This window comes from Candidatus Trichorickettsia mobilis (assembly GCF_034366785.1).
In the GTDB taxonomy this organism is placed as follows: Bacteria; Pseudomonadota; Alphaproteobacteria; order Rickettsiales; family Rickettsiaceae; genus Trichorickettsia; species Trichorickettsia mobilis_A.
This window is the reverse complement of sequence record NZ_CP112932.1, coordinates 437,581-461,700: the sequence shown is the minus strand read 5'-3', so window position 1 is coordinate 461,700 and position 24,120 is coordinate 437,581. Positions and strand designations below refer to the sequence as shown.

33 protein-coding genes and 2 tRNA genes are annotated in these 24,120 nt (G+C 34.0%); 31 read left to right on the top strand and 4 right to left on the bottom strand.

The window, feature by feature from the left end:
- Positions 1–118: 118 nt before the first annotated feature.
- The 3 genes from Trichorick_RS02075 to rlmB form a co-directional block, all read right to left on the bottom strand.
- Positions 119–1,888, bottom strand: coding sequence for an aminopeptidase P family protein (locus tag Trichorick_RS02075; protein ID WP_323738603.1), 1,770 nt, complete (start codon positions 1,886–1,888; stop codon positions 119–121).
- Positions 1,867–3,933 carry an NAD-dependent DNA ligase LigA gene (gene ligA / locus Trichorick_RS02070; protein ID WP_323738602.1) on the bottom strand — a complete coding sequence of 689 codons (2,067 nt, stop codon included), beginning with the start codon at positions 3,931–3,933 and terminating at the stop codon, positions 1,867–1,869. The genes Trichorick_RS02075 and ligA overlap by 22 nt, the downstream gene beginning before the upstream one ends.
- Before the next feature lie 117 nt (positions 3,934–4,050).
- A complete protein-coding gene (gene rlmB / locus Trichorick_RS02065; protein ID WP_323738601.1) occupies positions 4,051–4,836 on the bottom strand; it encodes a 23S rRNA (guanosine(2251)-2'-O)-methyltransferase RlmB in 786 nt (261 codons plus the stop codon).
- Positions 4,837–5,036: 200 nt separating this feature from the next.
- Between rlmB and Trichorick_RS02060 the strand changes: the two genes are divergently transcribed.
- From Trichorick_RS02060 to rpsT, 31 genes are all read left to right on the top strand, one after another.
- A tRNA-Tyr gene (locus Trichorick_RS02060) sits at positions 5,037–5,122 on the top strand.
- 487 nt (positions 5,123–5,609) lie between these two features.
- A tRNA-Gly gene (locus Trichorick_RS02055) sits at positions 5,610–5,683 on the top strand.
- 94 nt (positions 5,684–5,777) lie between these two features.
- Positions 5,778–6,962 (top strand): elongation factor Tu, encoded by a 1,185-nt coding sequence (gene tuf, locus Trichorick_RS02050; RefSeq protein WP_323738600.1) that lies wholly within the window; start codon positions 5,778–5,780, stop codon positions 6,960–6,962.
- A 230-nt stretch (positions 6,963–7,192) separates the two neighbouring features.
- A complete protein-coding gene (rpsJ, locus tag Trichorick_RS02045) occupies positions 7,193–7,516 on the top strand; it encodes a 30S ribosomal protein S10 (RefSeq protein WP_323738599.1) in 324 nt (107 codons plus the stop codon).
- On the top strand, positions 7,513–8,160 hold the full coding sequence (gene rplC, locus Trichorick_RS02040; protein WP_323738598.1) for a 50S ribosomal protein L3: 648 nt from the start codon (positions 7,513–7,515) through the stop codon (positions 8,158–8,160). Before rpsJ ends, rplC begins: the two co-directional genes overlap by 4 nt.
- Positions 8,161–8,172: 12 nt before the next feature.
- Positions 8,173–8,793, top strand: a complete 621-nt coding sequence (gene rplD, locus Trichorick_RS02035) for a 50S ribosomal protein L4 (protein ID WP_323738597.1) — start codon at positions 8,173–8,175, stop codon at positions 8,791–8,793.
- Positions 8,794–9,084 carry a 50S ribosomal protein L23 gene (locus tag Trichorick_RS02030; protein ID WP_323738596.1) on the top strand — a complete coding sequence of 97 codons (291 nt, stop codon included), beginning with the start codon at positions 8,794–8,796 and terminating at the stop codon, positions 9,082–9,084.
- Positions 9,085–9,909: a 50S ribosomal protein L2 gene (gene rplB / locus Trichorick_RS02025; RefSeq protein WP_323738595.1), complete on the top strand. Its 825-nt coding sequence runs from the start codon at positions 9,085–9,087 to the stop codon at positions 9,907–9,909.
- Between the two features lie 6 nt (positions 9,910–9,915).
- Positions 9,916–10,194: a 30S ribosomal protein S19 gene (rpsS, locus tag Trichorick_RS02020; RefSeq protein WP_323738594.1), complete on the top strand. Its 279-nt coding sequence runs from the start codon at positions 9,916–9,918 to the stop codon at positions 10,192–10,194.
- Between the two features lie 4 nt (positions 10,195–10,198).
- The gene (gene rplV, locus Trichorick_RS02015) at positions 10,199–10,558 is read left to right on the top strand and encodes a 50S ribosomal protein L22 (protein WP_323738593.1); all 360 of its coding nucleotides are present in this window, start codon (positions 10,199–10,201) and stop codon (positions 10,556–10,558) included.
- A gap of 2 nt (positions 10,559–10,560) precedes the next feature.
- The gene (rpsC, locus tag Trichorick_RS02010) at positions 10,561–11,214 is read left to right on the top strand and encodes a 30S ribosomal protein S3 (protein WP_323738592.1); all 654 of its coding nucleotides are present in this window, start codon (positions 10,561–10,563) and stop codon (positions 11,212–11,214) included.
- Between the two features lie 14 nt (positions 11,215–11,228).
- Positions 11,229–11,639 carry a 50S ribosomal protein L16 gene (gene rplP, locus Trichorick_RS02005; RefSeq protein ID WP_316354999.1) on the top strand — a complete coding sequence of 137 codons (411 nt, stop codon included), beginning with the start codon at positions 11,229–11,231 and terminating at the stop codon, positions 11,637–11,639.
- Positions 11,632–11,841 carry a 50S ribosomal protein L29 gene (rpmC, locus tag Trichorick_RS02000; RefSeq protein WP_323738591.1) on the top strand — a complete coding sequence of 70 codons (210 nt, stop codon included), beginning with the start codon at positions 11,632–11,634 and terminating at the stop codon, positions 11,839–11,841. The genes rplP and rpmC overlap by 8 nt, the downstream gene beginning before the upstream one ends.
- A gap of 6 nt (positions 11,842–11,847) precedes the next feature.
- Positions 11,848–12,072, top strand: coding sequence for a 30S ribosomal protein S17 (gene rpsQ / locus Trichorick_RS01995; RefSeq protein ID WP_323738590.1), 225 nt, complete (start codon positions 11,848–11,850; stop codon positions 12,070–12,072).
- Between the two features lie 287 nt (positions 12,073–12,359).
- Positions 12,360–12,725, top strand: coding sequence for a 50S ribosomal protein L14 (rplN, locus tag Trichorick_RS01990; protein ID WP_323738589.1), 366 nt, complete (start codon positions 12,360–12,362; stop codon positions 12,723–12,725).
- 2 nt (positions 12,726–12,727) lie between these two features.
- The gene (rplX, locus tag Trichorick_RS01985; protein ID WP_323738588.1) at positions 12,728–13,057 is read left to right on the top strand and encodes a 50S ribosomal protein L24; all 330 of its coding nucleotides are present in this window, start codon (positions 12,728–12,730) and stop codon (positions 13,055–13,057) included.
- Position 13,058: 1 nt separating this feature from the next.
- Positions 13,059–13,601 carry a 50S ribosomal protein L5 gene (gene rplE / locus Trichorick_RS01980; protein ID WP_323738587.1) on the top strand — a complete coding sequence of 181 codons (543 nt, stop codon included), beginning with the start codon at positions 13,059–13,061 and terminating at the stop codon, positions 13,599–13,601.
- A gap of 164 nt (positions 13,602–13,765) precedes the next feature.
- Positions 13,766–14,071 carry a 30S ribosomal protein S14 gene (gene rpsN / locus Trichorick_RS01975; RefSeq protein ID WP_323738586.1) on the top strand — a complete coding sequence of 102 codons (306 nt, stop codon included), beginning with the start codon at positions 13,766–13,768 and terminating at the stop codon, positions 14,069–14,071.
- A gap of 17 nt (positions 14,072–14,088) precedes the next feature.
- On the top strand, positions 14,089–14,487 hold the full coding sequence (gene rpsH / locus Trichorick_RS01970; RefSeq protein WP_323738585.1) for a 30S ribosomal protein S8: 399 nt from the start codon (positions 14,089–14,091) through the stop codon (positions 14,485–14,487).
- 11 nt (positions 14,488–14,498) lie between these two features.
- Positions 14,499–15,032 (top strand): 50S ribosomal protein L6, encoded by a 534-nt coding sequence (gene rplF, locus Trichorick_RS01965; protein WP_323738584.1) that lies wholly within the window; start codon positions 14,499–14,501, stop codon positions 15,030–15,032.
- A gap of 16 nt (positions 15,033–15,048) precedes the next feature.
- Complete coding sequence (gene rplR, locus Trichorick_RS01960; protein ID WP_323738583.1) at positions 15,049–15,405, top strand: 50S ribosomal protein L18; 357 nt, start codon at positions 15,049–15,051, stop codon at positions 15,403–15,405.
- Positions 15,406–15,418: 13 nt separating this feature from the next.
- Positions 15,419–15,952 (top strand): 30S ribosomal protein S5, encoded by a 534-nt coding sequence (gene rpsE / locus Trichorick_RS01955; protein WP_323738582.1) that lies wholly within the window; start codon positions 15,419–15,421, stop codon positions 15,950–15,952.
- A 17-nt stretch (positions 15,953–15,969) separates the two neighbouring features.
- Complete coding sequence (gene rpmD, locus Trichorick_RS01950) at positions 15,970–16,164, top strand: 50S ribosomal protein L30 (RefSeq protein ID WP_323738581.1); 195 nt, start codon at positions 15,970–15,972, stop codon at positions 16,162–16,164.
- Positions 16,165–16,175: 11 nt separating this feature from the next.
- On the top strand, positions 16,176–16,628 hold the full coding sequence (rplO, locus tag Trichorick_RS01945) for a 50S ribosomal protein L15 (protein ID WP_323738580.1): 453 nt from the start codon (positions 16,176–16,178) through the stop codon (positions 16,626–16,628).
- A gap of 276 nt (positions 16,629–16,904) precedes the next feature.
- Positions 16,905–18,203: a preprotein translocase subunit SecY gene (gene secY, locus Trichorick_RS01940; RefSeq protein WP_323738579.1), complete on the top strand. Its 1,299-nt coding sequence runs from the start codon at positions 16,905–16,907 to the stop codon at positions 18,201–18,203.
- Positions 18,203–18,832, top strand: coding sequence for an adenylate kinase (locus tag Trichorick_RS01935; protein ID WP_323738578.1), 630 nt, complete (start codon positions 18,203–18,205; stop codon positions 18,830–18,832). Before secY ends, Trichorick_RS01935 begins: the two co-directional genes overlap by 1 nt.
- Positions 18,833–18,904: 72 nt before the next feature.
- On the top strand, positions 18,905–19,282 hold the full coding sequence (gene rpsM, locus Trichorick_RS01930) for a 30S ribosomal protein S13 (RefSeq protein WP_323738577.1): 378 nt from the start codon (positions 18,905–18,907) through the stop codon (positions 19,280–19,282).
- Positions 19,283–19,379: 97 nt separating this feature from the next.
- Complete coding sequence (gene rpsK / locus Trichorick_RS01925) at positions 19,380–19,766, top strand: 30S ribosomal protein S11 (RefSeq protein WP_323738576.1); 387 nt, start codon at positions 19,380–19,382, stop codon at positions 19,764–19,766.
- An 18-nt stretch (positions 19,767–19,784) separates the two neighbouring features.
- Positions 19,785–20,792, top strand: a complete 1,008-nt coding sequence (locus Trichorick_RS01920) for a DNA-directed RNA polymerase subunit alpha (RefSeq protein ID WP_323738575.1) — start codon at positions 19,785–19,787, stop codon at positions 20,790–20,792.
- A gap of 197 nt (positions 20,793–20,989) precedes the next feature.
- The gene (rplQ, locus tag Trichorick_RS01915; protein WP_323738574.1) at positions 20,990–21,409 is read left to right on the top strand and encodes a 50S ribosomal protein L17; all 420 of its coding nucleotides are present in this window, start codon (positions 20,990–20,992) and stop codon (positions 21,407–21,409) included.
- Positions 21,410–21,982: 573 nt separating this feature from the next.
- A complete protein-coding gene (rpsT, locus tag Trichorick_RS01910) occupies positions 21,983–22,246 on the top strand; it encodes a 30S ribosomal protein S20 (protein WP_323738573.1) in 264 nt (87 codons plus the stop codon).
- 514 nt (positions 22,247–22,760) lie between these two features.
- On the opposite strand, the gene Trichorick_RS01905 is transcribed toward rpsT, so the two are convergent.
- Entirely contained in the window at positions 22,761–23,855 is a 1,095-nt protein-coding gene (locus Trichorick_RS01905; RefSeq protein WP_323738572.1) for a hypothetical protein, read from the bottom strand.
- Positions 23,856–24,120: the final 265 nt, after the last annotated feature.

The following is a 24,120-nucleotide window of genomic DNA, read 5'->3' as shown; positions in this document are numbered from 1 at the left end:
GACTTATCTAAAAGGATCATTACTTAAGTTCAAGATATATTCAACTCTGACATCTGCGCTCTATAGTTTGTTAAACACTCTCATGTTTCCTTGTAAGAAGATCAAAGATATATTTAATTTACGAGATATATTGTGCAAGCAACCATTCTTGTGCCTCAGTTGAAAGTAAAGGATAAACTAAATTATAAATTTTTTCATAATAACTATTTATCTGCATTATTTCTTCTTTAGTTATTAACTCTAAATCAATTAATGCTTTTGCATAAGGTACTAAGGTTAAAGCTTCAAACTCAAGATAGCGGTCATCTGTTGTTTTTTTGACATATATTAGATTTTCAATTCTAATGCCAAATGCATTTGCTACATAATATCCAGGTTCATTGGAAATAATCATGCCTGGCTGTAGTGCGACATTATTGCGTAAATTAATACTTTGTGGTCCTTCATGAACATTTAAAAAATTGCCGACACCATGTCCGGTACCATGAGCATAATCTTGATAATCGGCCCATAAAAATTGTCGAGCAAGCACATCCAAATTTGCGCCGGTAATATTATTGGGGAATTTTATGTTTGCTAGTGCTAAATGTCCTTTAAGTACTTGAGTATATCGTTTTTTTTGCTCCTGAGTCGGAATGCCGATGGTAATTGTCCTAGTAATATCAGTAGTAGCTCCAAGATATTGACCGCCTGAGTCAATCAATAATATTCCGCTACTGCTGATGTATTTGGTATGCTCTGGTGTAGCACGATAATGAATTATGGCGCTATTTTCTTGAAACCCACAAATAGTGGGGAAACTATCCATTACATATCCTGGTTGTAATTTTCTGAGATTGGTTAAATGTAATGCCAGCTGATATTCGGTAGATTGTGGTAAATTTGTAGCAGTACTGAGATAAGCCAGGAATTCACATACTGCTACCGCATCTTTTATGTGCGCCTCCTTGGCGTGATTAATTTCACAGTCATTTTTACAAGCTTTCCATAATTGACAAGGATCGCTAATAGCTTGTGTTTTTTTACCTTGTAACAAGCTGATTACAAAGCTTGAGGCAGAGGCTTCATCAATTAGAATTTTTTCTGTGAGTCCTGAGATAATTTGAGGCAAACAGCTTTCAGGTAGTAATTCCAGCTCTGGTCTCTGCTCTATGACCTCATGTTCAATGCGTTCAACATCAACAAATAGATAGGTTTTATCTTGACTGACTATAGCTATACTTAACATTAATGGTGAGAATTCGACGTCTGTAGCTCTAAGATTTAATAACCAGCAAATAGAATCTGTTGCTGTAAGTATCATACTTTCGGCAGAATATTTGTTTAAAAATTGCCGACAACGATTTAGCTTTGATTCGTGACTTTCTCCAGTAAATTCTAGCTCGTAAGTGTAAATTGGAGAAGAGGGCTTTGGTGCTTGGTCGATCCATATTTGATCAATTAAATTAATAGATGATCTTGAACCTGGTTCTAATGGTAACCCAGAAAAATTTTTAAGAGTTTTAGTAGAAAATAATTTGGGGTCATAGCCAATTTTACATTTAATACTGTCAGTATTAACAGGTACAAAATTTGACCAGGTAAAATTGCTTAAATCTTTTTGATCAAAAATTTGAAAGAGTTCTAAATCCAATTCGCGTTTGCTTTGTTCTAGATAACGGCCATCGGTGAAAAATAATGCTTTATCTTCCATGATTATAGCTAAACCATTCGAGCCGGTGAATCCTGAAATATATTCTAATCGCCTAGCATAGGCTGGCACATATTCGTTCAGATATTCATCGCTGCTAGGGATAAGGTAACCATATAACTCACGCTCTTTTAACAATTCTCTGAGAGTGCTAATACGTTGTTCAATGCTGCTTTTTAGGTGATTAGGTGCTTCCATTCATCCTCGTCAATGATTTTTAGTCCAAGTTCATTGGCTTTTTTTAATTTACTGCCAGCATCATTCCCGGCTACTACTATGTCAGTTAAAGTCGATATGGAATTAGTTACCTTAGCTCCCATACGTTCGGCAGTGGCTTTTGCTTCTGCTCTAGAGATAGTTAATGAACCAGTAAATACTATGGTTTTTCCGGTTAAAATAGTCTGAGTGGTCGCATCAATATAATCATGAATAGTTAATATTTTGAGTAATTGTTGAATAATATCAATATTTTCTTTGACGCCAAAAAACTTGATAATATCAACGAGAATTTTATCACCTATGCCTTCAAGATTATTTAACTGATTGTAAATTTCTTGATTGCCAGCAACCAATCGCTCCATTGCTTGTAAAAATTTTTGGGCAGTTATAAATTCTTTAGCTAATAGTTTGGCATTAACGCTACCGATATGATTAATGCCAAGAGCATAAATAAATCGATTGAGTGTAACATTAGCCGCAGCGTTTTTAATATTATCAAGAAGATTTTGTACTGATTTTACTCCCCAGCCAGCTAGATTCTCTAATCTATTGTAAGCTGTCAAATGAAATATATCTACTGGATTGTTAATGAATTTATGCTCTATTAGAAATAACACTTGTTTTTTGCCAAGGCCATCAATATCTAGCGCTTCCTTTGAGACGAAATGACAAATACGTTCATGATTCTGAGCAGGGCAATTTAGATGATTGTCGCACTTAATAATAGCATCTTGCTCGTTATAAAATAAATGACTATGACATGATGGGCAAGAGAGCGGAAAAGAGAATTTAATTGTATCTAGTGAGCGGCTGCTTAAGTCAACGCTGGTAATATATGGAATTACATCTCCAGCTCTTTCTAAATATACATAATCATTAATACGAATGTCTTTTTTAATGATTTCTTGATAATTATGTAAGCTTGCTCGCGAAACTATAACTCCGCCAATAGCGATAGGCTCTAGCTCTGCAACGGGAGTTAGCGCTCCAGTGCGACCAACTTGAATAGTAATTGATAATAGTTTAGTTTTACCAATTATTGCCGGGAATTTATGAGCAATAGCAAATCTTGGAGCTCGATTAATAAATCCCATTCGTTTTTGCAAGGCAAAGGAATTAAGTTTATAAACTACACCATCGATTTCATATGGCAGATCAGCTCGACTTTGGTTTAATTGCTGGTAAAATTCAAGCAACTCTACTTCAGAATTGGCTAATTTTTGGAGATCATTAACCATAAAGCCCAATTGTAGCAGTTTTTGTAGAAGCTCTTGTTGTGACTCGGCAATCTCAGTACTGCAAGTCCCGATAGCATAAATAAAATATCGTAATGGTCTGGTTGCGGTAATTGCTGGGTCGAGTTGTCTTAGTGAACCGGCAGCTACATTTCTTGGATTGGCAAATTTTGTAGCATTGGCAGTGACTTGCTGTTGATTTAAGTTGGCAAAATCATCTTTGCTTAGATAAACTTCGCCTCGTACTTCTAAAATTTCTGGAGCGGAGATCAATTGATGGGGTAGATATTGAATGGTCTTCAAATTATTGGTAATATCTTCGCCGACCATCCCATTACCTCTAGTGGCACCAGTTACCAGTGTACCATTCTTATAAATAGCTGTGAATGATAATCCATCAATTTTTGGTTCACAGAAAATTGCCGGAAAATAGTCGATATTTAAAAATTTTTGAATGCGTAGAGTAAAATCCGTAATGTCTTGGGCGGTGAAAGCATTGCTTAATGATAACATCGGTATAGAATGTTCAACTTTGGCAAATTTTTCTTGTGGAGTAAAGCCAACTTGTTTTGTTGGACTGTTAGATGGAGCTAAATTAGGAAATTTTTGCTCAAGGGCAACATATAAATTAAATAGTAAATCATATTCAGTATCAGAAATAATAGGAGCATTTTCTTGATGATAAGCTTGGTTATGTCTTAGGATTTCATTACTGAGTTCAAGCAAGATTATTTCAGCTTCAGAGTCTGAAAGATTATTAATGTCTAGATTAAGATAGGTTTTATGCATGATTATTTTAGTATATTTTATTTAAAATCCACAGCTTCTTTCATCTATTTCTGTATACCTCTTCAACTTCAAGAGTTGCAAGGAGAACGAGAGGTGAGCGAGCGCAGCATAGATATGCTATGTGAGCACGCGCAAATCCGAAGTTCGACACCCCAACTCTTGAAGTTCAAGAGGTATAGAACAAGATAAATAAAATGCTATTGTAGCGGCGTTGGCAACGTTTAAACTTTCTATGTTTTTTGATATCGGGATTTTAATAAGATAGTCGCATGTTTCTGCTGTGAGTCGTCGCATTCCGGTGTCTTCAGAGCCAAAAACCATAATTATTTTTCCTGTAAATAAATTATCTCGAGGATATTCTGTAGTGTTACCGTCAAAACCAATAATCCAAAAACCAAGGTTTTTAAGAGTTTTCATAATTTGCTGTAAGTTAGTAACTTTCACTATTTTAACAAATTCTAGTGCTCCAGAAGCAGCTTTGGCAATTGTAGCATTTTCGTCTGGAGTATGGTGAGTGGGCATGATGATCGCTTGAATGCCAAAAGCGGCAGCGCTACGTATTATTGATCCTATATTTTGTGGGTCGGTAATTTGATCAAGTATTACTAGTTTGCTATTATCTGTAAAAACTAAGTCATCAATATTATTGCAAAAAACACTCTGAACTTTTGCGATGATACCTTGATGATTACATGGTTGTTTTAGGAATTGATTTAAATTATGATTTGTTACTATTTCGTATTTATAAGAGCTAATTATTTTTTTGTGAATATTAAAAAATTCTTGATCACAGAATAGTTGTTCAACATTTCGATGTTGATTGTTCAACGCTGCCAGTACTGGATGTTTACCGTACATATAGTAGGATTTTGCAAGTGTTTTTGAATGCTGATTATTAGTCATATGGATTTATCGGTTACTCGTATTTATTTCTTGACAGAGGTAAGTATTTACTATAAAAACTTACAGCTTATTAGGTGGTTTATATTTTACTTAAAAGAAAAATAAAAGTAAGAATTTATAAACTATAAAAAATCTTTATACTAGACATATTTAAGGTCTAACGCCTTGTGCGGTTAGTTTGTTTGTGTGTATGCAGTTTTGGAGGGGTGGCCGAGTGGTCAATGGCAGCAGACTGTAAATCTGCCCGCGTGAGCGTACGAAGGTTCAAATCCTTCTCCCTCCACCAGTGTGTATTATATATATGCTGTTTAGCTTTATGTATAAATAATAAGTTAAGCTTTTAATTATTCTTTGTATATGATTGTGTGATTTAGAGAGTGTTGAATAAGTTGTGTTAATTAAGTAAAATACGTCTGAGTTAAGGTTGTGTTAATAATTGTGACAATCCAGTTTGTAAGATAGTAAGTCTTTTTGGATTGCTTTGGCTGTGTGCTCATAATAACAATTTAATACAGTTCAGCGAACACTTTCTATAATTATGATCATACATTTTTTGAAAGAAATAAAGTGTTAAGTTCATGAGAGGCTGATAATTTTTAAAGAAATAAAAGCTGCTTGTTGCAAAATTATTTGTCAACGTAGTGAGATTAGGATATAAGGTCTAAGTATCGAGCTGGTATGGTCTGTTTTTTTTCTAAGATTTATTGTGGATAAGTTCTGTCGGCTTTTGTTTAAATCTGCTGTCATATAGTCTACTCGTAAGCTGTATATAAGCGGGTGTAGCTCAATGGTAGAGCTCCAGCCTTCCAAGCTGGCCACGTGGGTTCGATTCCCACCACCCGCTCCAAGTAGATTTTAATTGCTTTGATGTTGTGTAAAATTTGTAGATATAATATAGTAAATGTTTGATTAAATTATTTTTGAAATGCTAGGGAGATAATATGGCAAAAGAAAAATTTGAGCGTGTCAAGCCGCATTGTAATATAGGAACTATAGGTCACGTTGACCATGGAAAAACTTCTTTGACTGCTGCTATCACTATGGTTTTAGCAAAGGATGGAGGAGCAAAAGCTACTAAATATGATGAGATAGATGCGGCTCCAGAAGAAAGAGAAAGAGGGATAACGATTTCCACGGCGCACGTTGAATATCAAACTCCTTATAGACACTATGCTCATGTGGATTGTCCTGGTCATGCTGACTATGTTAAGAATATGATTACTGGTGCGGCGCAGATGGATGGGGCTATATTAGTGGTTTCTGCTGCTGACGGTCCAATGCCGCAAACAAGAGAGCATATTGTTTTAGCTCGACAAGTAGGTGTGCCTTCTTTGGTGGTGTTTTTAAATAAAGTTGATATGGTCGATGATCCAGAGTTGTTGGATTTAGTTGAGATGGAAGTTAGAGAATTGTTGTCGATGTATAAATTCCCTGGTGATGAAATTCCGGTTATTAGAGGTTCTGCTCTTCAAGCCTTAGAAGGTAAGCCTGAGGGAGAAGCAGCAATTAGAGAGTTGATGAAGGTAGTTGATGAATATATACCGCAACCAGAGCGTGATATAGAGCGTCCATTTTTAATGCCAATAGAGGATGTTTTTTCAATTTCTGGAAGAGGTACTGTTGTTACCGGTAGAATTGAAAAAGGTGTGATCAAGGTTGGTGAAGAAGTTGAGATTGTTGGGATAAGGGATACGCAAAAAACCACTTGTACCGGTATTGAGATGTTTAAAAAACTGCTGGATCGGGGAGAAGCTGGGGATAATGCTGGTATATTATTGCGTGGTACTAAAAGAGAAGATGTGTTTAGAGGGCAAGTGTTGGCTAAACCTGGTAGTATAACTCCACATACTGAATTTGAAGCTGAAATTTATGTTTTGACTAAAGAAGAAGGTGGTCGTCATACGCCATTTTTCAATAATTATCGTCCACAATTTTATTTTAGAACTACTGATGTTACTGGAGAAGTGGCAATGCCGGCTGGTAAAGAGATGATAATGCCTGGAGATAATACTAGTTTGGTTATTAAGTTAATTGCTCCGGTTGCTATGGATGAAGGGCTACGGTTTGCGATTCGTGAAGGTGGTAGAACAGTTGGCGCTGGTGTGGTGTCAAAGATTGTTAAATAAAAGCTGTTTGTAAAAATTTGATTGTAGAGAGTATTTAGTATTTGGATAATGTTCTCGTATTATGTATAACGTCGCTCAATTGAATTATGGTGTGTTAATTTCAAAGCAAGGCTGTGCAAGCAGTGATTACTACGTGAGCACATAGCCAAAGTTTGTAAAATTGGCGTACCATAATTCAACTGTGGAGGCTATAATTAAGTTTTTTTGACGGATTATAACAAGGTTAAGAAATGAATAATCAGAAAATTAGAATTAGGCTCAAATCTTTTGATCATCGGGTGCTTGAACAGGCTACCAAAGAGATAGTAGGAGCGGTAAAAAGGACTGGTGCTGATGTTAGTGGTCCTATTCCTTTGCCAAGGACTATACAAAGATTTACTGTAAATCGCTCTCCGCATGTTAATAAAAAGTCAAGAGAACAGTTTGAAATTAGAACCCAAATGAGGTTAATTGTGATTAGTTATCCAACTCCTCAAACAGTAGATGCTTTAAAAAAAGTTGATTTGCCGGCAGGAATTGATGTTGAAATAAAATTGGTGAGTGTTGAGAAATGAGAGCTGGCTTGATTGCGAAAAAAATTGGTATGACTTCGATGTTTAATGAAAAAGGGCAGAGATATCCTTTAACTTTTTTAAAAATTGAAGATTGTCAAGTTGTGGGGCATAAAACTCTTGAGAATGATGGATATGCTGCTTTAATAGTGGGTGCTAGGAATGTAAAAATATCCAAAATATCAAAACCAGTTAGGCGGTTATTTACGAATGCTAAAGTTGAACCTAAAGCTCACTTAAAAGAGTTTAGAATTATTGAAGATAATTTTATAGATATTGGTGTTAGTCTAACTGTAAATCACTTTGTTATCGGACAATTTGTTGATGTGACTGGTGTGACTATAGGAAAAGGATTTGCTGGATGTATGAAGCGTCATAATTTTAGAGGGCTAGAAGCTTCTCATGGTGTTTCTATATCACATCGTTCGCATGGATCAACTGGTGGTAGGCAGGACCCAGGCAGAGTCTTTAAGAATAAGAAAATGGCTGGTCATATGGGTAGTAAGAAATCTACTATTCAAAATCTAACGATTATTGCCATAGACGAAGAGCAGCAGATAGTGATGGTAAAAGGTAGTGTCCCTGGGCATAAGGGTTCTTTAGTTTATATCAAAGATGCAATTAAAAAATCTGTGATGTCTATTTAAATGAGTGAGAATATGAAGGCCAAGATAGTAAATCTGGATAATCAAGTTGTTGGTGAGAGAGTATTGGATACTAATATTTTTAATCTAGAACCAAGGGTTGATATAATTAAATTGGTGGTTGATTGGCAAAGAGCTAAGAAAATGGCTGGAACTCATTCAACAAAAACAGTGTCAGAAGTTTCTGGTACTACTAGAAAGCCTTTTAAGCAAAAGGGAACTGGTAATGCTAGGCAAGGGTCTTTAAGATCGGTTCATATGCGTGGCGGCGGAGTAATACATGGTCCGGTGGTGCGTAGTCATGCTACTAAATTACCTAAAAAGGTAAGAAAGTTGGGGCTAAAACATGCTTTGTCATCAAAATTAGCTGAAGGAAAATTAATAATTCTTGAGTCGTTGATTCTAGAAAATTCTAAAACTGCGTCATTAGTAGCGCTATTGAAAAATTTTCAAGGTAAGAGTTTTTTTGTTATTGATGGTAATCTAGTGAATAATAATTTTGCCTTTGCTGTACGTAACATTCCTAATATTTCAGTAGTTCCGCAGATTGGTGCTAATGTATATGATATCATTAGTCATGATTGTATATTAGTGTCGCAAGCTGCTGTGGATGCTCTAGAAGAGAGGTTAAAATAAATGCTGTCTACACATTATGATCTCATAAGAAAACCAATTATTACTGAAAAAACCACGTTTTTATCCGAGCAAAATAAGTATACTTTTAGAGTGTTGCCTAGTGCTACTAAGGAAACAATAAAGGCAGCTATTGAGCATATATTTTCTGTGAAGGTAAAAAAAATAAATGTTTTGAATGTTGAGGGTAAAAGAAAGCGCTTTAAAGGTAGAGAAGGTTGTAGATCTGATTTTAAAAAAGCTATTGTTACTTTAGAACAAAATTATACAATTGATTTTACTGGAGGTAGGTAGATGAAATTAAAAAAGTTTAATCCTATCACTCCGTCTCTTAGAGAATTGGTGCAGGTTGATAAGTCTGATTTATGGAAGGGAAGGCCTCTTAAAGCACTTACTTGTGGGTTAAAAAAAACTGGTGGTAGAAATAATTTAGGTCGTACTACAGCTTGGCATAGAGGTGGTGGTCATAAGCAATTATATCGAGTTATAGATTTTAAGCGTGGTAATATTGGCGTTTACGGTGTTGTTGAAAGAATAGAGTATGATCCAAATAGAACAGCTTTTATTGCTTTACTTAAGTTTGATAATGAGGTGTATTCGTATATTTTAGCGCCGCAAAAGTTAGCTGTTGGAGACAAGGTAATTTCTGCCGATAGTGCGGATATTAAAATTGGAAATTGTTTACCCTTAAAGAATATTCCGATAGGTACTACAGTGCATAATGTAGAGATGAAGCCTGGTAAAGGTGGGCAAATTGCAAGAGCGGCCGGTACTTCAGTAGATTTAGTTGGTAAAGACGCTGGTTATGCGCAAATTAGGTTGAAATCTGGGGAATTACGTTTAGTGTTGCTAGAATGTCGAGCCACTATTGGAGTGTTATCTAATCCTAATCAAAAAAATGTAAATTTTGGTAAGGCTGGTAGACGTAGATGGATGGGGTGGAGGCCGCATGTTCGGGGTGTGGCTATGAATCCTGTTGATCATCCTCATGGTGGTGGTGAAGGTAAAACTTCTGGTGGTCGTCATCCGGTGACTCCATGGGGAAAACCTACTAAGGGTAAAAAGACTAGAAAAAATAAACGTACTGCTAAATTTATTGTTAAACGAAGAAATAAATAGGGATATATGGCGCGCTCAGTGTGGAAGGGGCCATTTGTAGATGGTTATCTGATTAAAAAAGTACAAAATATGATGAGCTCTGGGAAAACAGAGATGATTAAAACTTGGTCAAGAAGATCTACTATTATACCGTTCTTTGTTGGTTTTACTTTTTCAGTGCATAATGGCAATAAGTTTATACCTGTAGCTGTTACTGAAGAAATGGTTGGTAGGAAATTGGGAGAATTTTCTCCGACTAGAACTTATCATGGTCATGGTGCAGATAAAAAAGTGAAGAGAAAATAAAATTATGGCACAAGTTAATAAAAATTCTGCAACTGCAGTTGTGAAGTTACTTAGAGTAGGTCCTAGAAAATTAAATCTTGTGGCTGCTTCAATTAGGAATATGAAAGTATCTGAGGCGTTGATTCAGTTGTCTTTTTCACATAAAAGAATTGCTCGTGCTGTTAAAGCTGGCTTGCAGTCTGCGATTGCTAATGCCGAAAATAACTTTGGTTTAGATATAGATGATTTATTTGTTACTTCTGCTACAGTAGGCAAAGGTCTGGTTATGAAAAGAATGATGGTAAGAGCCAGGGGACGTGCAGGTAGAATTGATAAGTTTTTTAGCAATCTGTATATAACAGTAACTGAAGGAGGCAGGAAATAAATATGGGACAGAAGGTTAATCCACACGGTTTTAGAGTTGGTCCTACTTTGATTAAAGGATGGGATTCTGTCTTGTATGCTGAGAAAGATTATAGCACGTTATTAATTCAGGATTTGAGAATTAGGAAATTAATTACAAGTAAGTATGTCCAAGCTCAAGTTAGTAGAGTTCTAATTGAAAGAGCGTCAAACAAGAATGTAGTAGTTAATATTTACGCCAGAAAGCCAGGGGTTATTATTGGTAAAAGTGGCAATGATATTGAGCGTTTAAAGAAAGAGATACTAAAAATTTCGCCATATGAAGTATATATAAATATACATGAGATAAAAAAACCTAACGTAGATGCGGCTATCGTTGCGCAGACGATAGCTGCTCAACTTGAAAAAAGAGGTTCGTTTCGTAAGGCCATGAAGATGGCGATGCAGGCTTGTTTTAAGCAAGGGGGCTTGGGAATCAAAGTTAGTTGTTCTGGTCGTCTTGGTGGGGCGGAGATAGCTAGAACGGAGTGGTACCGAGAGGGTAGAGTGCCGTTACATACTTTAAGAGCAGATATTAGCTATGGATTAGCTGAAGCTATAACTACTTATGGAGTTATAGGTATAAAAGTGTGGGTTTATAATGGTGATTACACAGAAAATCGAAGAAAACATAATTAAGATTTGGGAACAAGATGTTAGCACCAAAAAAACAAAAATTTAGAAAAGCTCATAAGGGTAGAGTGCAAGCGAAAGCTAAAGCGGGTACAATGTTGGCTTTTGGCTCGTTTGGTTTAAAATCTTTGGATGGTCTAAGAGTAACAGCAAGGCAAATTGAGGCTGCGCGACGTGCTGCGGTGCGTCAAATGAAACGCCAAGGTAAGTTGTGGATTAAAATATTTCCTGATTTACCAGTCTCAAAAAAACCAGCTGAAGTTAGGATGGGTAAAGGTAAAGGGGCTCCGGAATTTTTTGCAGTTAGAGTGTCGCCTGGGCGTATTATGTTTGAGATTGAAGGAGTAAGTGATGAAGTCGCTGTTAGAGCATTGGAGCTTGCTAGCGCCAAGTTACCAGTAAGAACAAAAATAGTGAGACGTTATGGGTAATTCAAAATTTTCTAAACAGGATTTATTAGGGCAGGCTACAGAAACTTTATATACACAGTTAAATAGCTTAAAAAAAGAATCTTTTAATTTAAGATTTCAACAGGCGTTGGGAGATTTAAAAAACACTAGTAAGTTTAAAGTTGTTAAAAAAGATATAGCTAGAATAAAAACTGAGTTATCTAAACGATTAGCTGGAGAGTAAAAAGAAATGCCAAAAAGAGTATTACAAGGTGTTGTGATTAGTTCAAAAGCTGATAAAACTGTTACAATAAAAGTAGAGCGTAGGTTTAGACATCCTATATACAAGAAAACAATAAAGGTATCAAAGAAATATGCTGCGCATGATCCTCATAATCAGTATAAGGAAGGTGATGTAGTTAAGATTATAGAAAGTCGCCCTATTTCTAAAACAAAGACCTGGGTGGTTCTATAGTGCCAATTTAATTTCTGAGGATAGTCTTCTATCAAAACTCAGAAATGGTTGAGGGATTTTTAGTGAGAACCGTAGCGTACAGAAATATGTGAGGATCAACGACAAGTTTCAACAACAAAATCACCAGCCAGAATGAGTTTGTGATAGGAGTCTGGTGAAAATAAGTTGGGTAAGTTAGGCGTAAGTAAAGATTATTTAAGCAAGCGAACCTAAATTTTTTAACATGTTAGAAGTGATTGGTATAAGCTATTTTTAGGTTCTAATTTCTTTAGTGGAAGTTTATTTATATGATTCAAATGCAAAGCGTCCTTAATGTCGCAGACAATTCTGGAGCTAAAAAAGTAATGTGTATTAAAGTTTTGGGTGGGTCTCATCATATGATCGCCGTGCTTGGGGATATAATAGTTGTATCTATAAAAGAAGCTTTGCCTAATGGGAAGGTAAAAAAAGGAGAGGTGCACAGAGCTGTAATAGTGCGTACAAAGTGTGGAGTCAGAAGGCACGATGGTAGGGTAAAGTTTGATTCTAATGCTGTAGTATTGTTAAATAAGCAGGGTGAGCCTTTGGCTACTAGGGTATTTGGTCCAGTGCCTCGTGAATTAAGGGCTAGGAAATTTATAAAAATAGTATCCTTAGCAGAGGAGGTATTATAGATATGTTGAAGCTAAAGATTCGTAAAGGTGATTCTGTAATAGTGATAGCCGGGAAAGATAAAGGAAAAAAAGGTAAGGTACTTAAAATTTTTCCTAAAGAGAATAAAGCAATAGTTGCGGGGGTTAATATTGTAAAAAAACATACTAAACCTACTCAACTTAGTGAAGGTGGTATTATTGCAAAAGAGTTGCCCATTAATATCTCTAATGTTTCTCATGTTGATCCTAAAACTAATTTGCCTACAAAGATTGCTATTAAGATTTTGCAAGATGGTTCTAAAGTAAGGATAGCTAAAAAATCTGGAGAGACTATTGTTGAGGAAGGTAAGTAAAATGTTATTAAGATTTAAAGAATTGTACCACAAAGTTATTATTAATGCTTTACAGCAGGAATATGGCTATAAGAATAAGCATGAAATGCCTAAGGTACAAAAAATTGTTATAAATATGGGGATAGGAGAAGCGGTAGCCGATTCTAAAGTTATAAACTATGCAGTAAATGACTTAACTTTAATTTCCGGTCAAAAACCATTGGTAATTAATGCCAAAAAATCAATAGCTACGTTTAAATTACGAGATGGAATGAAAATAGGATGTAAAGTTACTTTGCGTCGAGATAGAATGTATGATTTTCTAGAAAGATTGGTTTTAGTTGCGTTGCCTCGTATTAAAGAATTTAGAGGTTTATCGGCGAAGAGTTTTGATGGTAGAGGGAATTTTACTTTTGGTATTAAAGAACAAATTGTGTTTCCAGAAATTAACTATGATAAAATAGATACGATTCGTGGTATGGATATTACAATCGTTACCACTGCTAAAACTGATAAAGAAGCGAAAACGTTATTATCGGGTTTTGATCTGCCTTTTTATAACTGAGTTTAAGCTATATATAGATAGAGTTTAGTTAAGTGGTTACAGTTAAATTTTAAAGTAAGGTTATAGCTGAGTAGAATGTATTATTATACTACGCAAGTACAAGCCAAGCTATATAAATTTAACATTCGTTATACAATTTGTACATGTTTGTGGAGTAATAATGCATGGCTAAAGTAAGTTCTATAAACAATAATAATAAACGAAAAGAATTAGCGCGAAAATTTTTCTTAAAGAGGGCTAAATTAAAAGATGAAATTTACGATAAAAATATATCTTTAGGAGATAGGTTTGACCTAGTAATGAAATTAGCTAAATTGCCAAGAAATTCAGCTACTACTAGAGTAAGGAACCGATGTAAGTTGACAGGAAGACCTAGAGGAGTTAGTAGAAAATTCTTTTTATCTAGGAATATGATAAGAGATCTTGGTGGCAAAGGTTTGCTGCCAGGTGTAGTAAAAGCAAGTTGGTAGATGATAGGTTTTTTTATATGTCAATGACAGATACAATAGCAGATATGTTGACCAGAATTAGAAATGGTCAGAAAGCTAGGTTAATTAACATTTCGTTACCATGTTCTAAAATAAAATGCGCAATTTTAGATGTGTTAGTAGCAGAAGGTTATGTTAAAGGGTACGAAGTAAATACTACTAATAATATTGGGTGTATAGAGGTTGAGTTAAAATATTCTAGTAGTGGAAGACCGGTGATTTCTGAAATACATAGAGTATCTAAACCAGGAAAAAGAGTATATTCTTCAATTGATAAATTGAAAGGATATTATAATAATATGGGGATTTATATCTTATCTACTTCTAAAGGTGTGATTTCTGATCGAGAAGCTCATCGTTTGAAGATTGGTGGAGAGATTGTTTGTAAAGTATTTTAAAGGTAAATATAATGTCACGTGTTGGGAAATTGCCGATTATTGTCCCTGATAATGTAAAAATTGAGATCGATAAACTAAGAGTATGTATTTCTGGTCCAAAAGGTTCTCTATCAAAGAATTTTTCTGGAGATATTTCTTTCAGTTTAAACGAGGGTCAATTCTTGGTTGAGCCATTGAATGCCAATAAAAATACCCGTGCCATGTGGGGTACAGCCCGTAGTATAATTTATGGGATGGTAAAAGGGGTAAAAGATGGTTTTACAGAAGAATTAGAGGTAAACGGTGTAGGTTATAGAGCTTTTGTAAAAGGCAGCTATATAAATCTGACTTTGGGAAAAAGTCATAATACCAAGATTGAAATCCCAGAAAACATTAAAGTAGATGCTCCAAAACAAAATATTATTGTTTTAGAAAGTACGGATAAGGAAAAGCTAGGTCAATTTATAGCGTTGCTTATTAAGCAAAGGCCACCAGAACCTTATAAAGGAAAGGGTATTAAGCGTAAGGGGCAATACGTACAAAGAAAAGAAGGGAAAAAGAAATAGTAATTGAGATTTTTTTATGCGTAACTCTAAAGTAAGATTTGAAATAAGAAAGAACAGAGTCAGAACTAGAATATCCAAAGTATCAGATAGAATACGGTTATCAATATTTAAATCTGGAAAACATATATATGCTCAGGTAATAGATGATGCGAATTCGGTGACTTTGGCATCTGCTTCTACTCTTGATAAAGAAATTAGAAAAGTTGGTAAGTCAAATTGTAATGTTAATTCTGCTAGTTTAGTTGGTGAGTCAATAGCAGTGAAAGCCGCAAAGATAGGTGTTCATAAAGTTGTGTTTGATAAAGGTGGATGCAAGTACCACGGTATTGTTAAAGCTTTAGCTGATGCAGCAAGAAAAAATTTAGAATTTTAATTTAGGTGTTAGAATGGCTAAGGCTAAAAAAAATACAGTAGAAGGATTGACGGAAACTTTAGTTGATGTTAATAGAGTTACTAAAGTTGTAAAAGGTGGAAGAAAGTTTTCTTTTTCTGCTTGTGTGGTAGCTGGAGATAAAGCGGGTAAAGTTGGATATGGCCATGGTAAGGCTAAAGAAGTTACTGAAGCAAGGATAAAAGCAACTCAAGAAGCAAAAAAGCAATTAGTTAAAATTCCATTATATCAGGGTAGAACAATTCATCATGATGTGATAGGTCATAGCGGTGCAGCAAAAGTAATTTTAAGACGTGCAAAAGCTGGTACAGGAGTTATTGCAGGAGGACCAATGCGTGCTGTGTTTGGTTTGTTAGGTATTCATGATATTGTAGCGAAATCTATAGGTTCTAGTAATGTTTATGCGATGATAGCGGCGACATTTGATGCGTTGTCAAAACTATCTGCGCCTAAAGTGATTGCTGAAAAAAGAAATAAAAAAATTAGTGAAGTTTCAACTAAATCAGTTAAGATTAAACCTAGCGAGTAAGTTGAAAGGAAAAAAATATGAAAAAAATAGATAAAAAAATTCTAGTGACTCAAGTAGGCAGTGCTATAGGTAGAAAATACAATCAAGAACAAACCCTGATTGGTCTTGGTCTTAATAAATTGCATAAGAAGCGAATATTGTTGGATACTCCTTCGATTCGCGGTATGGTCAATAAAGTAAAGCATTTAGTAATAGTAGAAGAAGTAAAGTAGAGTTTATTGTGATGAAACTTAATACATTATTTAATAACCCAGGTGCAAAGAAAAAAAGTAAACGATTGGGTCGTGGAATCGGAAGTGGTAAAGGAAAAACTTGTGGTCGTGGTGTAAAAGGACAAAAATCTAGAGCAGGTGTTGCGATTAAAGGTTTTGAAGGTGGGCAAATGCCAATGATTAAGCGTTTGCCAAAACGCGGTTTTCGTAGTTTAAATTCTCTCAAATATCAAGTTCTAAATATAAAAGATATTAATGCTTTGGTTGAAATAGGTAGATTAGACGCAATTCAATTAATTAACAAAGAAGCTTTAGTGCGTGCTAGGTTTATTAAGAGTACTAGATGTTTAGTAAAACTATTATCAGATGGTAGTAATTTGAGTTGTAAAATTACTGTTCAACTAGATGCTTATTCTATATCTGCTAAAAAAGCTATTCAGGAAGCTGGTGGACAAATTTTATAATAAACTTATCTCATAAACTAAGTAATATGAGAAGATTTGAGAAAATACAGAACTTCGTCCGCAATATGCTTTTTTGTTTTGGATTTGAGTACTGGAGCTGTGTACAAATCTTCTATAGAAGTAGAGTTTGTGAGAAAAATCAAATAAAGTGAAGCTCAAGGAATTCGTGTTGTCGTCACAAAAATTTTGTATTATGCTACAAAAATTCTATACATATTATGTTCTTTTGAACTTGACTTGCTTTGCGCCAATTTTTCATTTCATAGAAGTATATAAGTGAGTTATGCACGTAAATCTAATAATGATCTAAGTCGTAGGGTTGTTTTTACCTTATTAATACTTGTAGTTTGTCGCCTGGGTTCGTTTATTCCTATAGCAGGCATTGATTCTGTGGCTTTAAGTAATATAGCTGAACAAAATCAAGCTGGAATACTAGGAATGTTTAATATGTTATCAGGTGGTTCACTTGGTAGAATGTCTATTTTTGCTTTGGCGATAATGCCATACATTACTGCTTCTATTATTATTCAACTATCTTCTATTGCATATAAGCCATTAGAAAACCTAAAAAAAGAAGGAGAGGTTGGAAAAAGAAAAATCAATCAACTATCTCGTTATTTAACAGTTATATTAGCAGCTTTCCAAGCTTATGGAGTAGCAATAAGTTTAGAATCAGCAGTAACTGATGTTGGCTCTGTGGTGCTAATGCCAGGAATGTTTTTCAGAATTACCACGGTAGTTACTTTGGTAGTTGGTACTATGTTTTTAATGTGGTTAGGAGAGCAGATTACAGCGAGAGGAATAGGGAATGGTACTTCTTTAATTATTTTTATTGGTATAGTATCTGGTGTGCCTAGTGCAATTATCAGTATGTTTGAACTATCACGTAAAGGTAGCTTATCTCCTTTAGTAGTAGTCGCTATATGCGGAATGGTTATTTTAATGGTGGCGGTTATTGTTTTTTTTGAAAAAGCGCAAAGAAAAGTATTAGTGCAATATCCAAAGCGACAGGTCGGTAATAAGATATATGGTGGTGATTCTACTCATATGCCTCTTAAATTAAATACATCTGGAGTAATTCCACCGATTTTTGCGAGTTCCATTTTATTATTTCCAGTAACTATTGCTAGTTTTTCAAGTAACAACTCTGATATTATGTCTTGGTTTACTTATCACTTAGGACATGGGAAACCTTTGTATATTTTGTTGTATGTAGCATTAATATTATTTTTTAGTTTTTTCTATACTGCTGTAGTATTTAATTCCGAAGAAACGGCAAATAATTTAAGAAAATATAGTGCTTATATTCCAGGAAGACGGCCAGGAAAAAATACAGCAGAATATTTTGATTATTTGCTTACTAGATTAACTGTTTTAGGTGGAATATATCTAAGTATTATATGTGTAGTGCCGGAAATGTTGATGAATAAATATGCGGTTTCTTTTTCATTAGGAGGAACCAGTTTTTTAATAGTGGTCAATGTTGTTTTGGATACTTTTACCCAAGTGCAAACGCATTTATTTAGTAATAGATATGAAGGTTTGGTAAAAAAAATGAAATTGAGAGATCGATAGTGTTCATTGTATTGATAGGAGCTCCTGGCGCTGGTAAAGGTACTCAAGGACAGTTTTTGGCAAAAAAACTTCATTTATCTTATTTGTCGACTGGTGATATGTTTAGAAGTATTATTGAAAAACAAGAGCCAGAAGGAAAATTAATGAATGATTATAGTTCTCAGGGGAAGCTGGTACCCACTGACTTAGTAAATAAGATAGTTTATAAATTTTTGCTAATGGACGAGTATCAAGATAATTGTATTTTAGATGGGTATCCTCGTAATTTAGCTCAGGCAAAATTTTTAGACAGCAAGATAGTTAATGAGGTAAAAGCAATCTATTTTGAGGTTAGTGAGACTATAGCAAAGCAAAGAATCTTAGGTCGATTTAGTTGTGCAGTTTGTCTTAAAACTTACAATAAATATTATGCCCAGCCAAAAGTTGCAGATATTTGTGATATTTGTGGTTCTAATAAATTTATACATAGAACTGATGATGACGAAATCACAATTAATAAAAGAATGCAAGAGTATAAAATAGAAACGCAACCTATGATTCAATATTATCGTGATTGTAACAAATTATTAACAGTTGATGCGAATCTTGGTCAAGATCAAATATCGTCTACTTTATTAAGTTTGTTATAAAAACAGTTTGACTTTGCTGAGCTTTTTTATATTATTCTTTTTTAATTTAATTACTAATTTTTAGGAGCTGATGTGGCAAGAATTGCAAATGTTAATATTCCTGCAAACAAACGTTTGGTAATAAGTTTAACTTATATATATGGGATAGGTAGCACTTCTGCAAAAATGATTTGTGCAGAAGCGGGAATATCAGAAAGTAAAAGAGTAAAAGAGCTAGATGATCAGGAATTGATCACTTTGCGTAATATTATTGAAAAAAAATGTAAAGTAGAAGGTGATTTACGTCGAGAAATTAATTTAAACATTAAGAAAAAAAAGGATATTAGATGTTATCAGGGAATGCGGCATATTAGAAAGTTGCCAGTTAGAGGGCAAAATACCCATTCTAACGCACGTACTAGAAAAGGGAAAGCCATAGCAATTGCTGGTAAGAAAAAGGTGACTAAATAAACAACTATCTAGGTTTGAGTAAAGATGATATAACTCTGTTGGTTACAGAAAAATCTTTGTAAAGCTAAAAATAAAAGATTAAGTTTAGAGATAAAACATGAGTGTAAGTACTAATAAAATAAAAAAGAAAAAAAAGAATATTACGCTTGGGGTAGTATATATTAAAGCTACTTTTAATAATACTATAGTTACTTTTACGGACGTTCAGGGCAATGCTATTGCTGCTTCCACAGCTGGTGGTCATGGATTTAAGGGTGCTAAGAAAGCAACGCCTTATGCAGCTCAAGTTACAGTAAATAAAGCGTCTGAAGATGCAAAAGAGCACGGAGTTAAAACTGTATCTATAAGAGTACAGGGAGCTGGTGCGCAAAGAGAATCTGCAATGCGTGCGGTGTTTGGACAAAATTTTATTGTGACATCAATTATAGATGTTTCGCCTGTAGCTCATAATGGTTGTAGGCCACCTAAAAGAAGAAGAGTATAAGGTTTAGAGGGAATATAAATGTTATCAATTAATAAGAATTGGGTATCGTTAATAAAGCCAGCTAAGCTAATTTATGATAGTTCAAGTAATAATATAGCGAAAATTATAGTTGAACCATTAGAGCGAGGATTTGGGTTAACTATTGGTAATGCTTTGCGTAGAATATTATTGTCGTCTTTACAAGGGGCAGCAATAACTTCAATAAAGATTCCTGGGGTGGTGCATGAGTTTTCTGCGATACCAGGAGTAAAAGAAGATTTAGTAGATATAGCATTGAATCTAAAGTCTATTGCTATAAGAATGCATACTGCTGATCGAAAAATATTAAGACTTAATGTTACAGGGCCATGTGTGGTTACTGCTGGTATGATTGATACAGGGCATGATGTTGAAGTGCTGGCTGCTAATCATGTTATTTGTACTCTAGCAAAAGGGGCGCAATTGGAAGCAGAATTTACATGTGAAACTGGTAAAGGGTATATTCCAGCTAATAGAGATAAAGATTTGGCGATAGGAGTAATACCTATAGATGCACTATTTAGTCCTGTAAGAAAAGTAGCATATAAAGTTGAAGATACACGTATAGGTCAAGTTACTGATTATGATAGATTAGTGATGACAGTTGAAACTAATGGTGTTGTATCACCTGAAATGGCGGTTGCTTTAGCGGCAAGAATATTGCAAGACCAGCTGCAGTTATTTATTATGTTTGAAGAAGAGGAAGAAGAAAAGCATGATAAATTAGAGGAACTACCATTTAACCCAGTATTATTGAAAAAAGTTGACGAATTAGAGCTATCGGTAAGATCTCAAAATTGTCTTAAGAATGATAATATAGTATATATTGGTGATCTTGTGATTAAAACTGAAGCTGAAATGCTTAAAACACAGAATTTTGGTCGTAAATCTTTAAATGAAATAAAAGAAATATTATCTAGTTTTGGTTTGAAGTTTGGTATGTCGGTACTAGGGTGGCCACCAGAAAATCTTGAAGATTTATCAAAGCGTTATGAGGATCCATATTAATTTAAGCTATATGCATACCTCTGCTAAATGAGGAGGTGGTAGACGAAGTTTAACTTGAAGAATTAGCGTTGTCGTTCCAGAAACTTTGTAAGTATTTCGTGCTTTAAGTTGTTTATATAACTCTACTTCGAGATTTATAGTTTTTTAAAATTGATCAACACCAGTCAACTTTTTATCCACACGGAGTATATTAAGAGATGTATCATAAAATCAAAGGCAGGAAATTAAACAGGACAAGTAGTCATAGGCAAGCTATGTTGGCAAATATGGCTGTTGCACTTGTAATGAATGAGCAAATAAAAACAACTTTACCAAAAGCAAAAGAATTGCGCCCTTATGTTGAAAAATTAGTTACAAATGCAAAAAAATCTGATTTAGCGACTAGAAGAAAAATTATTGCAAAAATAAAGGACAAGGTTGCGGCAGAAAAATTAATTGGAGTATTAGGAAAAAGATATAATGCTCGTCCTGGGGGGTATATAAGAATAATTAAGGCAGGCTTTAGGTATGGCGATATGGCTCCTGTAGCTTATATAGAATTTGTTGACCGTGATATCAGCGCTAAAGGGAGCGTGCTCAATGTTGTTAAGCAAGAATCATCTGAATCAAAAATATAATAGACTTTTTGCATAACTGTAAATAAATAAAAAAATTTTTATAACCTGCCAGATCAGTAGATATAAGAGAGAAATTTTTTAGATAAAAGCAAAAGTGAGCGCTGCACGCAGCCTTTTAGTTTGTTTCAAAATAAAGATGAGTTTTGACAACAAAATTGCCTCTTAGATATACTAATCTAGGTTCTGTGAACAAAATTTTATGGAGATTATTTATAGTGAATTTTAGTCAAAAAATAATAAAAATTTGCAGAAACAGTAAACTATTTTAAAAAATTTTTGTTATTTTGTAGACAAAAAATGCACAAATAAACCCATTAAAATTTTTGTTCACAGAGCCTAGGGCTCTTAATGAGAAATTTTTAAGAGAAATATAGTTGAACACTATAGAATATTTGATATATTTGAGGAGGCCAAACAAGTTTCAACGATAAAATTACCGCGAATAAAGTTTCAGAAGAGGTTTAATGAGATTTTATACCACAAGAAAGTCATGGTAGTGCTAGGTTCTATAAAATTTCTTATGCAATGTCTACTACTAGTTTACTAATTTAGTTTATGAGATAATTATTCAATATGGCAAATCATTCTTCGGCAAAAAAAGCATTAAGACAAACAATTAAAAAAACTTTAATTAATAAAAGTAGAATTAGTCGTATCAGGACTTATATTAAAAAAGTATCTCAGGCAATTGCTGCTGGATCGCAGCAAGAAGCGAGGGATGCTTTAATAATTGCGCAGTCTGAGGTTATGCGAGGTGTTACAAAAAGGGTGCTTAAGTTAAATACCGCTTCTAGAAAGATTAGTAGGCTTGCACAAAAAGTAAAAAATATGTCTTAGAGCTTATCAGATCAGAATATATTATAGAGAAATTTTTTAAACAAAAACGAAATCGGGTATCGAGTATACATTTGGTTATTTCGGAGCGTAAGAAGGCAAGTTTTGACCACAAAATTACCTTTTATATGTTGGCTTTTCTCGATTGCTTCGAGTTTGGTTCTCGCGCTGATAAAGTGTAGCAATTATAGTAAATTAAAGCTTTACGAAATTTTTTTAGGTTACTTTGGCCGTGTCTTATAAGGCTTCTCTCACAAACTCAGAAATATAGCGCCGGTCAGTGAGCTGGTTACTGACGAGCACCGCAAGCAGTCTCTTGTTTGTTGCGGAGTGGAGGCAAGTTTTGAGTGAGCAAAATTACCACTTAGATCTACTTTCAAGACAGCCTCTTAGAGAAGCCTAATGACATATAGTAATGGTTTAAGAGTATACTAACATTCAAACTCAAAATTCATGAACACCAACAAATTACTTAATATTTTTTCTAACTACTACTTTTGTAATAAGTTTAAATTTTTTATACTAACTCCGAGTATTTTCCTAAGATATCTTGAGTATTAATTTGGGCAATGTCTGCTAGATTATAACTTCTTCTATTATTCTTATCCCAGCTTCCTACGTTAACTATTACATTCTCATCTAACACTCCTTGTTTGTATAAAAAATGTGCTGCTAATAATAATTGATCAGAATTTGGTGTGTAGTGTCCACTGCCGTCATTTAACATCGTAACTTTACCATTTTTTATCGACATATGTCCACCACAAGCTACTGGCTTACCATATCCTTCTGTCTTTAAGAAATAACTATGATGCATTCCATTTTCTGTAGTAGACGTATATAATTTACCATTCTTATCCATAACCCATAGTAAATTTTCTTGATTTATCAAGTTAGTAATATCGTCATTTTTGTATAATAAATAATTTATTATTGTAGTAGCAGAAGTTTCCTTTTTATTATGGTCATTACCAGGAAAGTCTATCTCACTATTAATGTTAATAGGTCCAAGAGTACATATTACTAATTTATCATTTTTGAATCTCTGCTGTACTGGTGGTGGATACATACCAAATTGTTGTTTAAAATAAGCAATATTTCCTTTCTTGACTATTGCAAGTGGTTGCTCTATTGCTACTTCATTAGCTTTTTCTTCTTTTGGCAATTCGATAAAATTTTGATTATCATTAATAGCTTCCAATGTAAACTGACAATAAGTTACTTCATCACATAGATACTGATATTTCATTACCTTATTGTTGTTATTTTCTACTAATTTTATTATCCCTTTTTCTGAATCAAACGGTACTCCAGCATATTCAAATTTCCAGTTGTATTTGTTATTATTTTTTTTGAATATGATATTCTCACTTGCGCTGTTAGGATGCATACCGTTATGTTCTTGTATAAAATCATTTACAACTTTCGTATAATCGTCTCCAGTTAGTTCTAGTTGTGCATTTTTTAAAGATTCTAGTTTTTCTTGAGCTAGTACTGAAAGATCTAATTGTACAGCACTTTCTTCTTCTTTATTACTTGGTTTTTGTTGTAATTGTACAATAGTAATATTACTATGCAGCTGATTTAATTCTGGGAAATATATTTGTTTCATAATGATATACATGCATAATTATAAAACAAATGTTAGCAAAATTAACTTTATAAGGCAATAATTAAATTAATAATAATTAACTTTTTTGATATAAATATCTAAATTTTTGTTTGTTCTTTTAATTTTTTCGATTTTTCTATAATTTTTAAGTTATTTTGATGTTGATATGTATCGCATCAGAAAAACCTATAGCATTGCTAGTATTATAGTTTTGATTTATCATTATATTTTCAATTACTATAGCATTAATTATAAAATAGTTTAG

Coding starts and splice junctions, on each gene's coding strand:
- rpsN (WP_323738586.1), top strand. CDS start 13,766: ATGGCTAAAGTAAGTTCTATAAACAATAATAATAAACGAAAAGAATTA.
- Trichorick_RS02075 (WP_323738603.1), bottom strand. CDS start 1,888: ATGGAAGCACCTAATCACCTAAAAAGCAGCATTGAACAACGTATTAGC.
- rpsS (WP_323738594.1), top strand. CDS start 9,916: ATGGCGCGCTCAGTGTGGAAGGGGCCATTTGTAGATGGTTATCTGATT.
- rpmC (WP_323738591.1), top strand. CDS start 11,632: ATGGGTAATTCAAAATTTTCTAAACAGGATTTATTAGGGCAGGCTACA.
- Trichorick_RS01920 (WP_323738575.1), top strand. CDS start 19,785: ATGTTATCAATTAATAAGAATTGGGTATCGTTAATAAAGCCAGCTAAG.
- rplD (WP_323738597.1), top strand. CDS start 8,173: ATGAAGGCCAAGATAGTAAATCTGGATAATCAAGTTGTTGGTGAGAGA.
- rpsQ (WP_323738590.1), top strand. CDS start 11,848: ATGCCAAAAAGAGTATTACAAGGTGTTGTGATTAGTTCAAAAGCTGAT.
- rplE (WP_323738587.1), top strand. CDS start 13,059: ATGTTATTAAGATTTAAAGAATTGTACCACAAAGTTATTATTAATGCT.
- rpsJ (WP_323738599.1), top strand. CDS start 7,193: ATGAATAATCAGAAAATTAGAATTAGGCTCAAATCTTTTGATCATCGG.
- rplP (WP_316354999.1), top strand. CDS start 11,229: ATGTTAGCACCAAAAAAACAAAAATTTAGAAAAGCTCATAAGGGTAGA.
- rpsK (WP_323738576.1), top strand. CDS start 19,380: ATGAGTGTAAGTACTAATAAAATAAAAAAGAAAAAAAAGAATATTACG.
- ligA (WP_323738602.1), bottom strand. CDS start 3,933: ATGCATAAAACCTATCTTAATCTAGACATTAATAATCTTTCAGACTCT.
- tuf (WP_323738600.1), top strand. CDS start 5,778: ATGGCAAAAGAAAAATTTGAGCGTGTCAAGCCGCATTGTAATATAGGA.
- rpsC (WP_323738592.1), top strand. CDS start 10,561: ATGGGACAGAAGGTTAATCCACACGGTTTTAGAGTTGGTCCTACTTTG.
- rpsE (WP_323738582.1), top strand. CDS start 15,419: ATGGCTAAGGCTAAAAAAAATACAGTAGAAGGATTGACGGAAACTTTA.
- rplR (WP_323738583.1), top strand. CDS start 15,049: ATGCGTAACTCTAAAGTAAGATTTGAAATAAGAAAGAACAGAGTCAGA.
- rlmB (WP_323738601.1), bottom strand. CDS start 4,836: ATGACTAATAATCAGCATTCAAAAACACTTGCAAAATCCTACTATATG.
- rplQ (WP_323738574.1), top strand. CDS start 20,990: ATGTATCATAAAATCAAAGGCAGGAAATTAAACAGGACAAGTAGTCAT.
- rplC (WP_323738598.1), top strand. CDS start 7,513: ATGAGAGCTGGCTTGATTGCGAAAAAAATTGGTATGACTTCGATGTTT.
- rplB (WP_323738595.1), top strand. CDS start 9,085: ATGAAATTAAAAAAGTTTAATCCTATCACTCCGTCTCTTAGAGAATTG.
- rplO (WP_323738580.1), top strand. CDS start 16,176: ATGAAACTTAATACATTATTTAATAACCCAGGTGCAAAGAAAAAAAGT.
- rplF (WP_323738584.1), top strand. CDS start 14,499: ATGTCACGTGTTGGGAAATTGCCGATTATTGTCCCTGATAATGTAAAA.
- rplN (WP_323738589.1), top strand. CDS start 12,360: ATGATTCAAATGCAAAGCGTCCTTAATGTCGCAGACAATTCTGGAGCT.
- rpmD (WP_323738581.1), top strand. CDS start 15,970: ATGAAAAAAATAGATAAAAAAATTCTAGTGACTCAAGTAGGCAGTGCT.
- rplX (WP_323738588.1), top strand. CDS start 12,728: ATGTTGAAGCTAAAGATTCGTAAAGGTGATTCTGTAATAGTGATAGCC.
- Trichorick_RS02030 (WP_323738596.1), top strand. CDS start 8,794: ATGCTGTCTACACATTATGATCTCATAAGAAAACCAATTATTACTGAA.
- rpsT (WP_323738573.1), top strand. CDS start 21,983: ATGGCAAATCATTCTTCGGCAAAAAAAGCATTAAGACAAACAATTAAA.
- rplV (WP_323738593.1), top strand. CDS start 10,199: ATGGCACAAGTTAATAAAAATTCTGCAACTGCAGTTGTGAAGTTACTT.
- Trichorick_RS01905 (WP_323738572.1), bottom strand. CDS start 23,855: ATGAAACAAATATATTTCCCAGAATTAAATCAGCTGCATAGTAATATT.
- rpsH (WP_323738585.1), top strand. CDS start 14,089: ATGTCAATGACAGATACAATAGCAGATATGTTGACCAGAATTAGAAAT.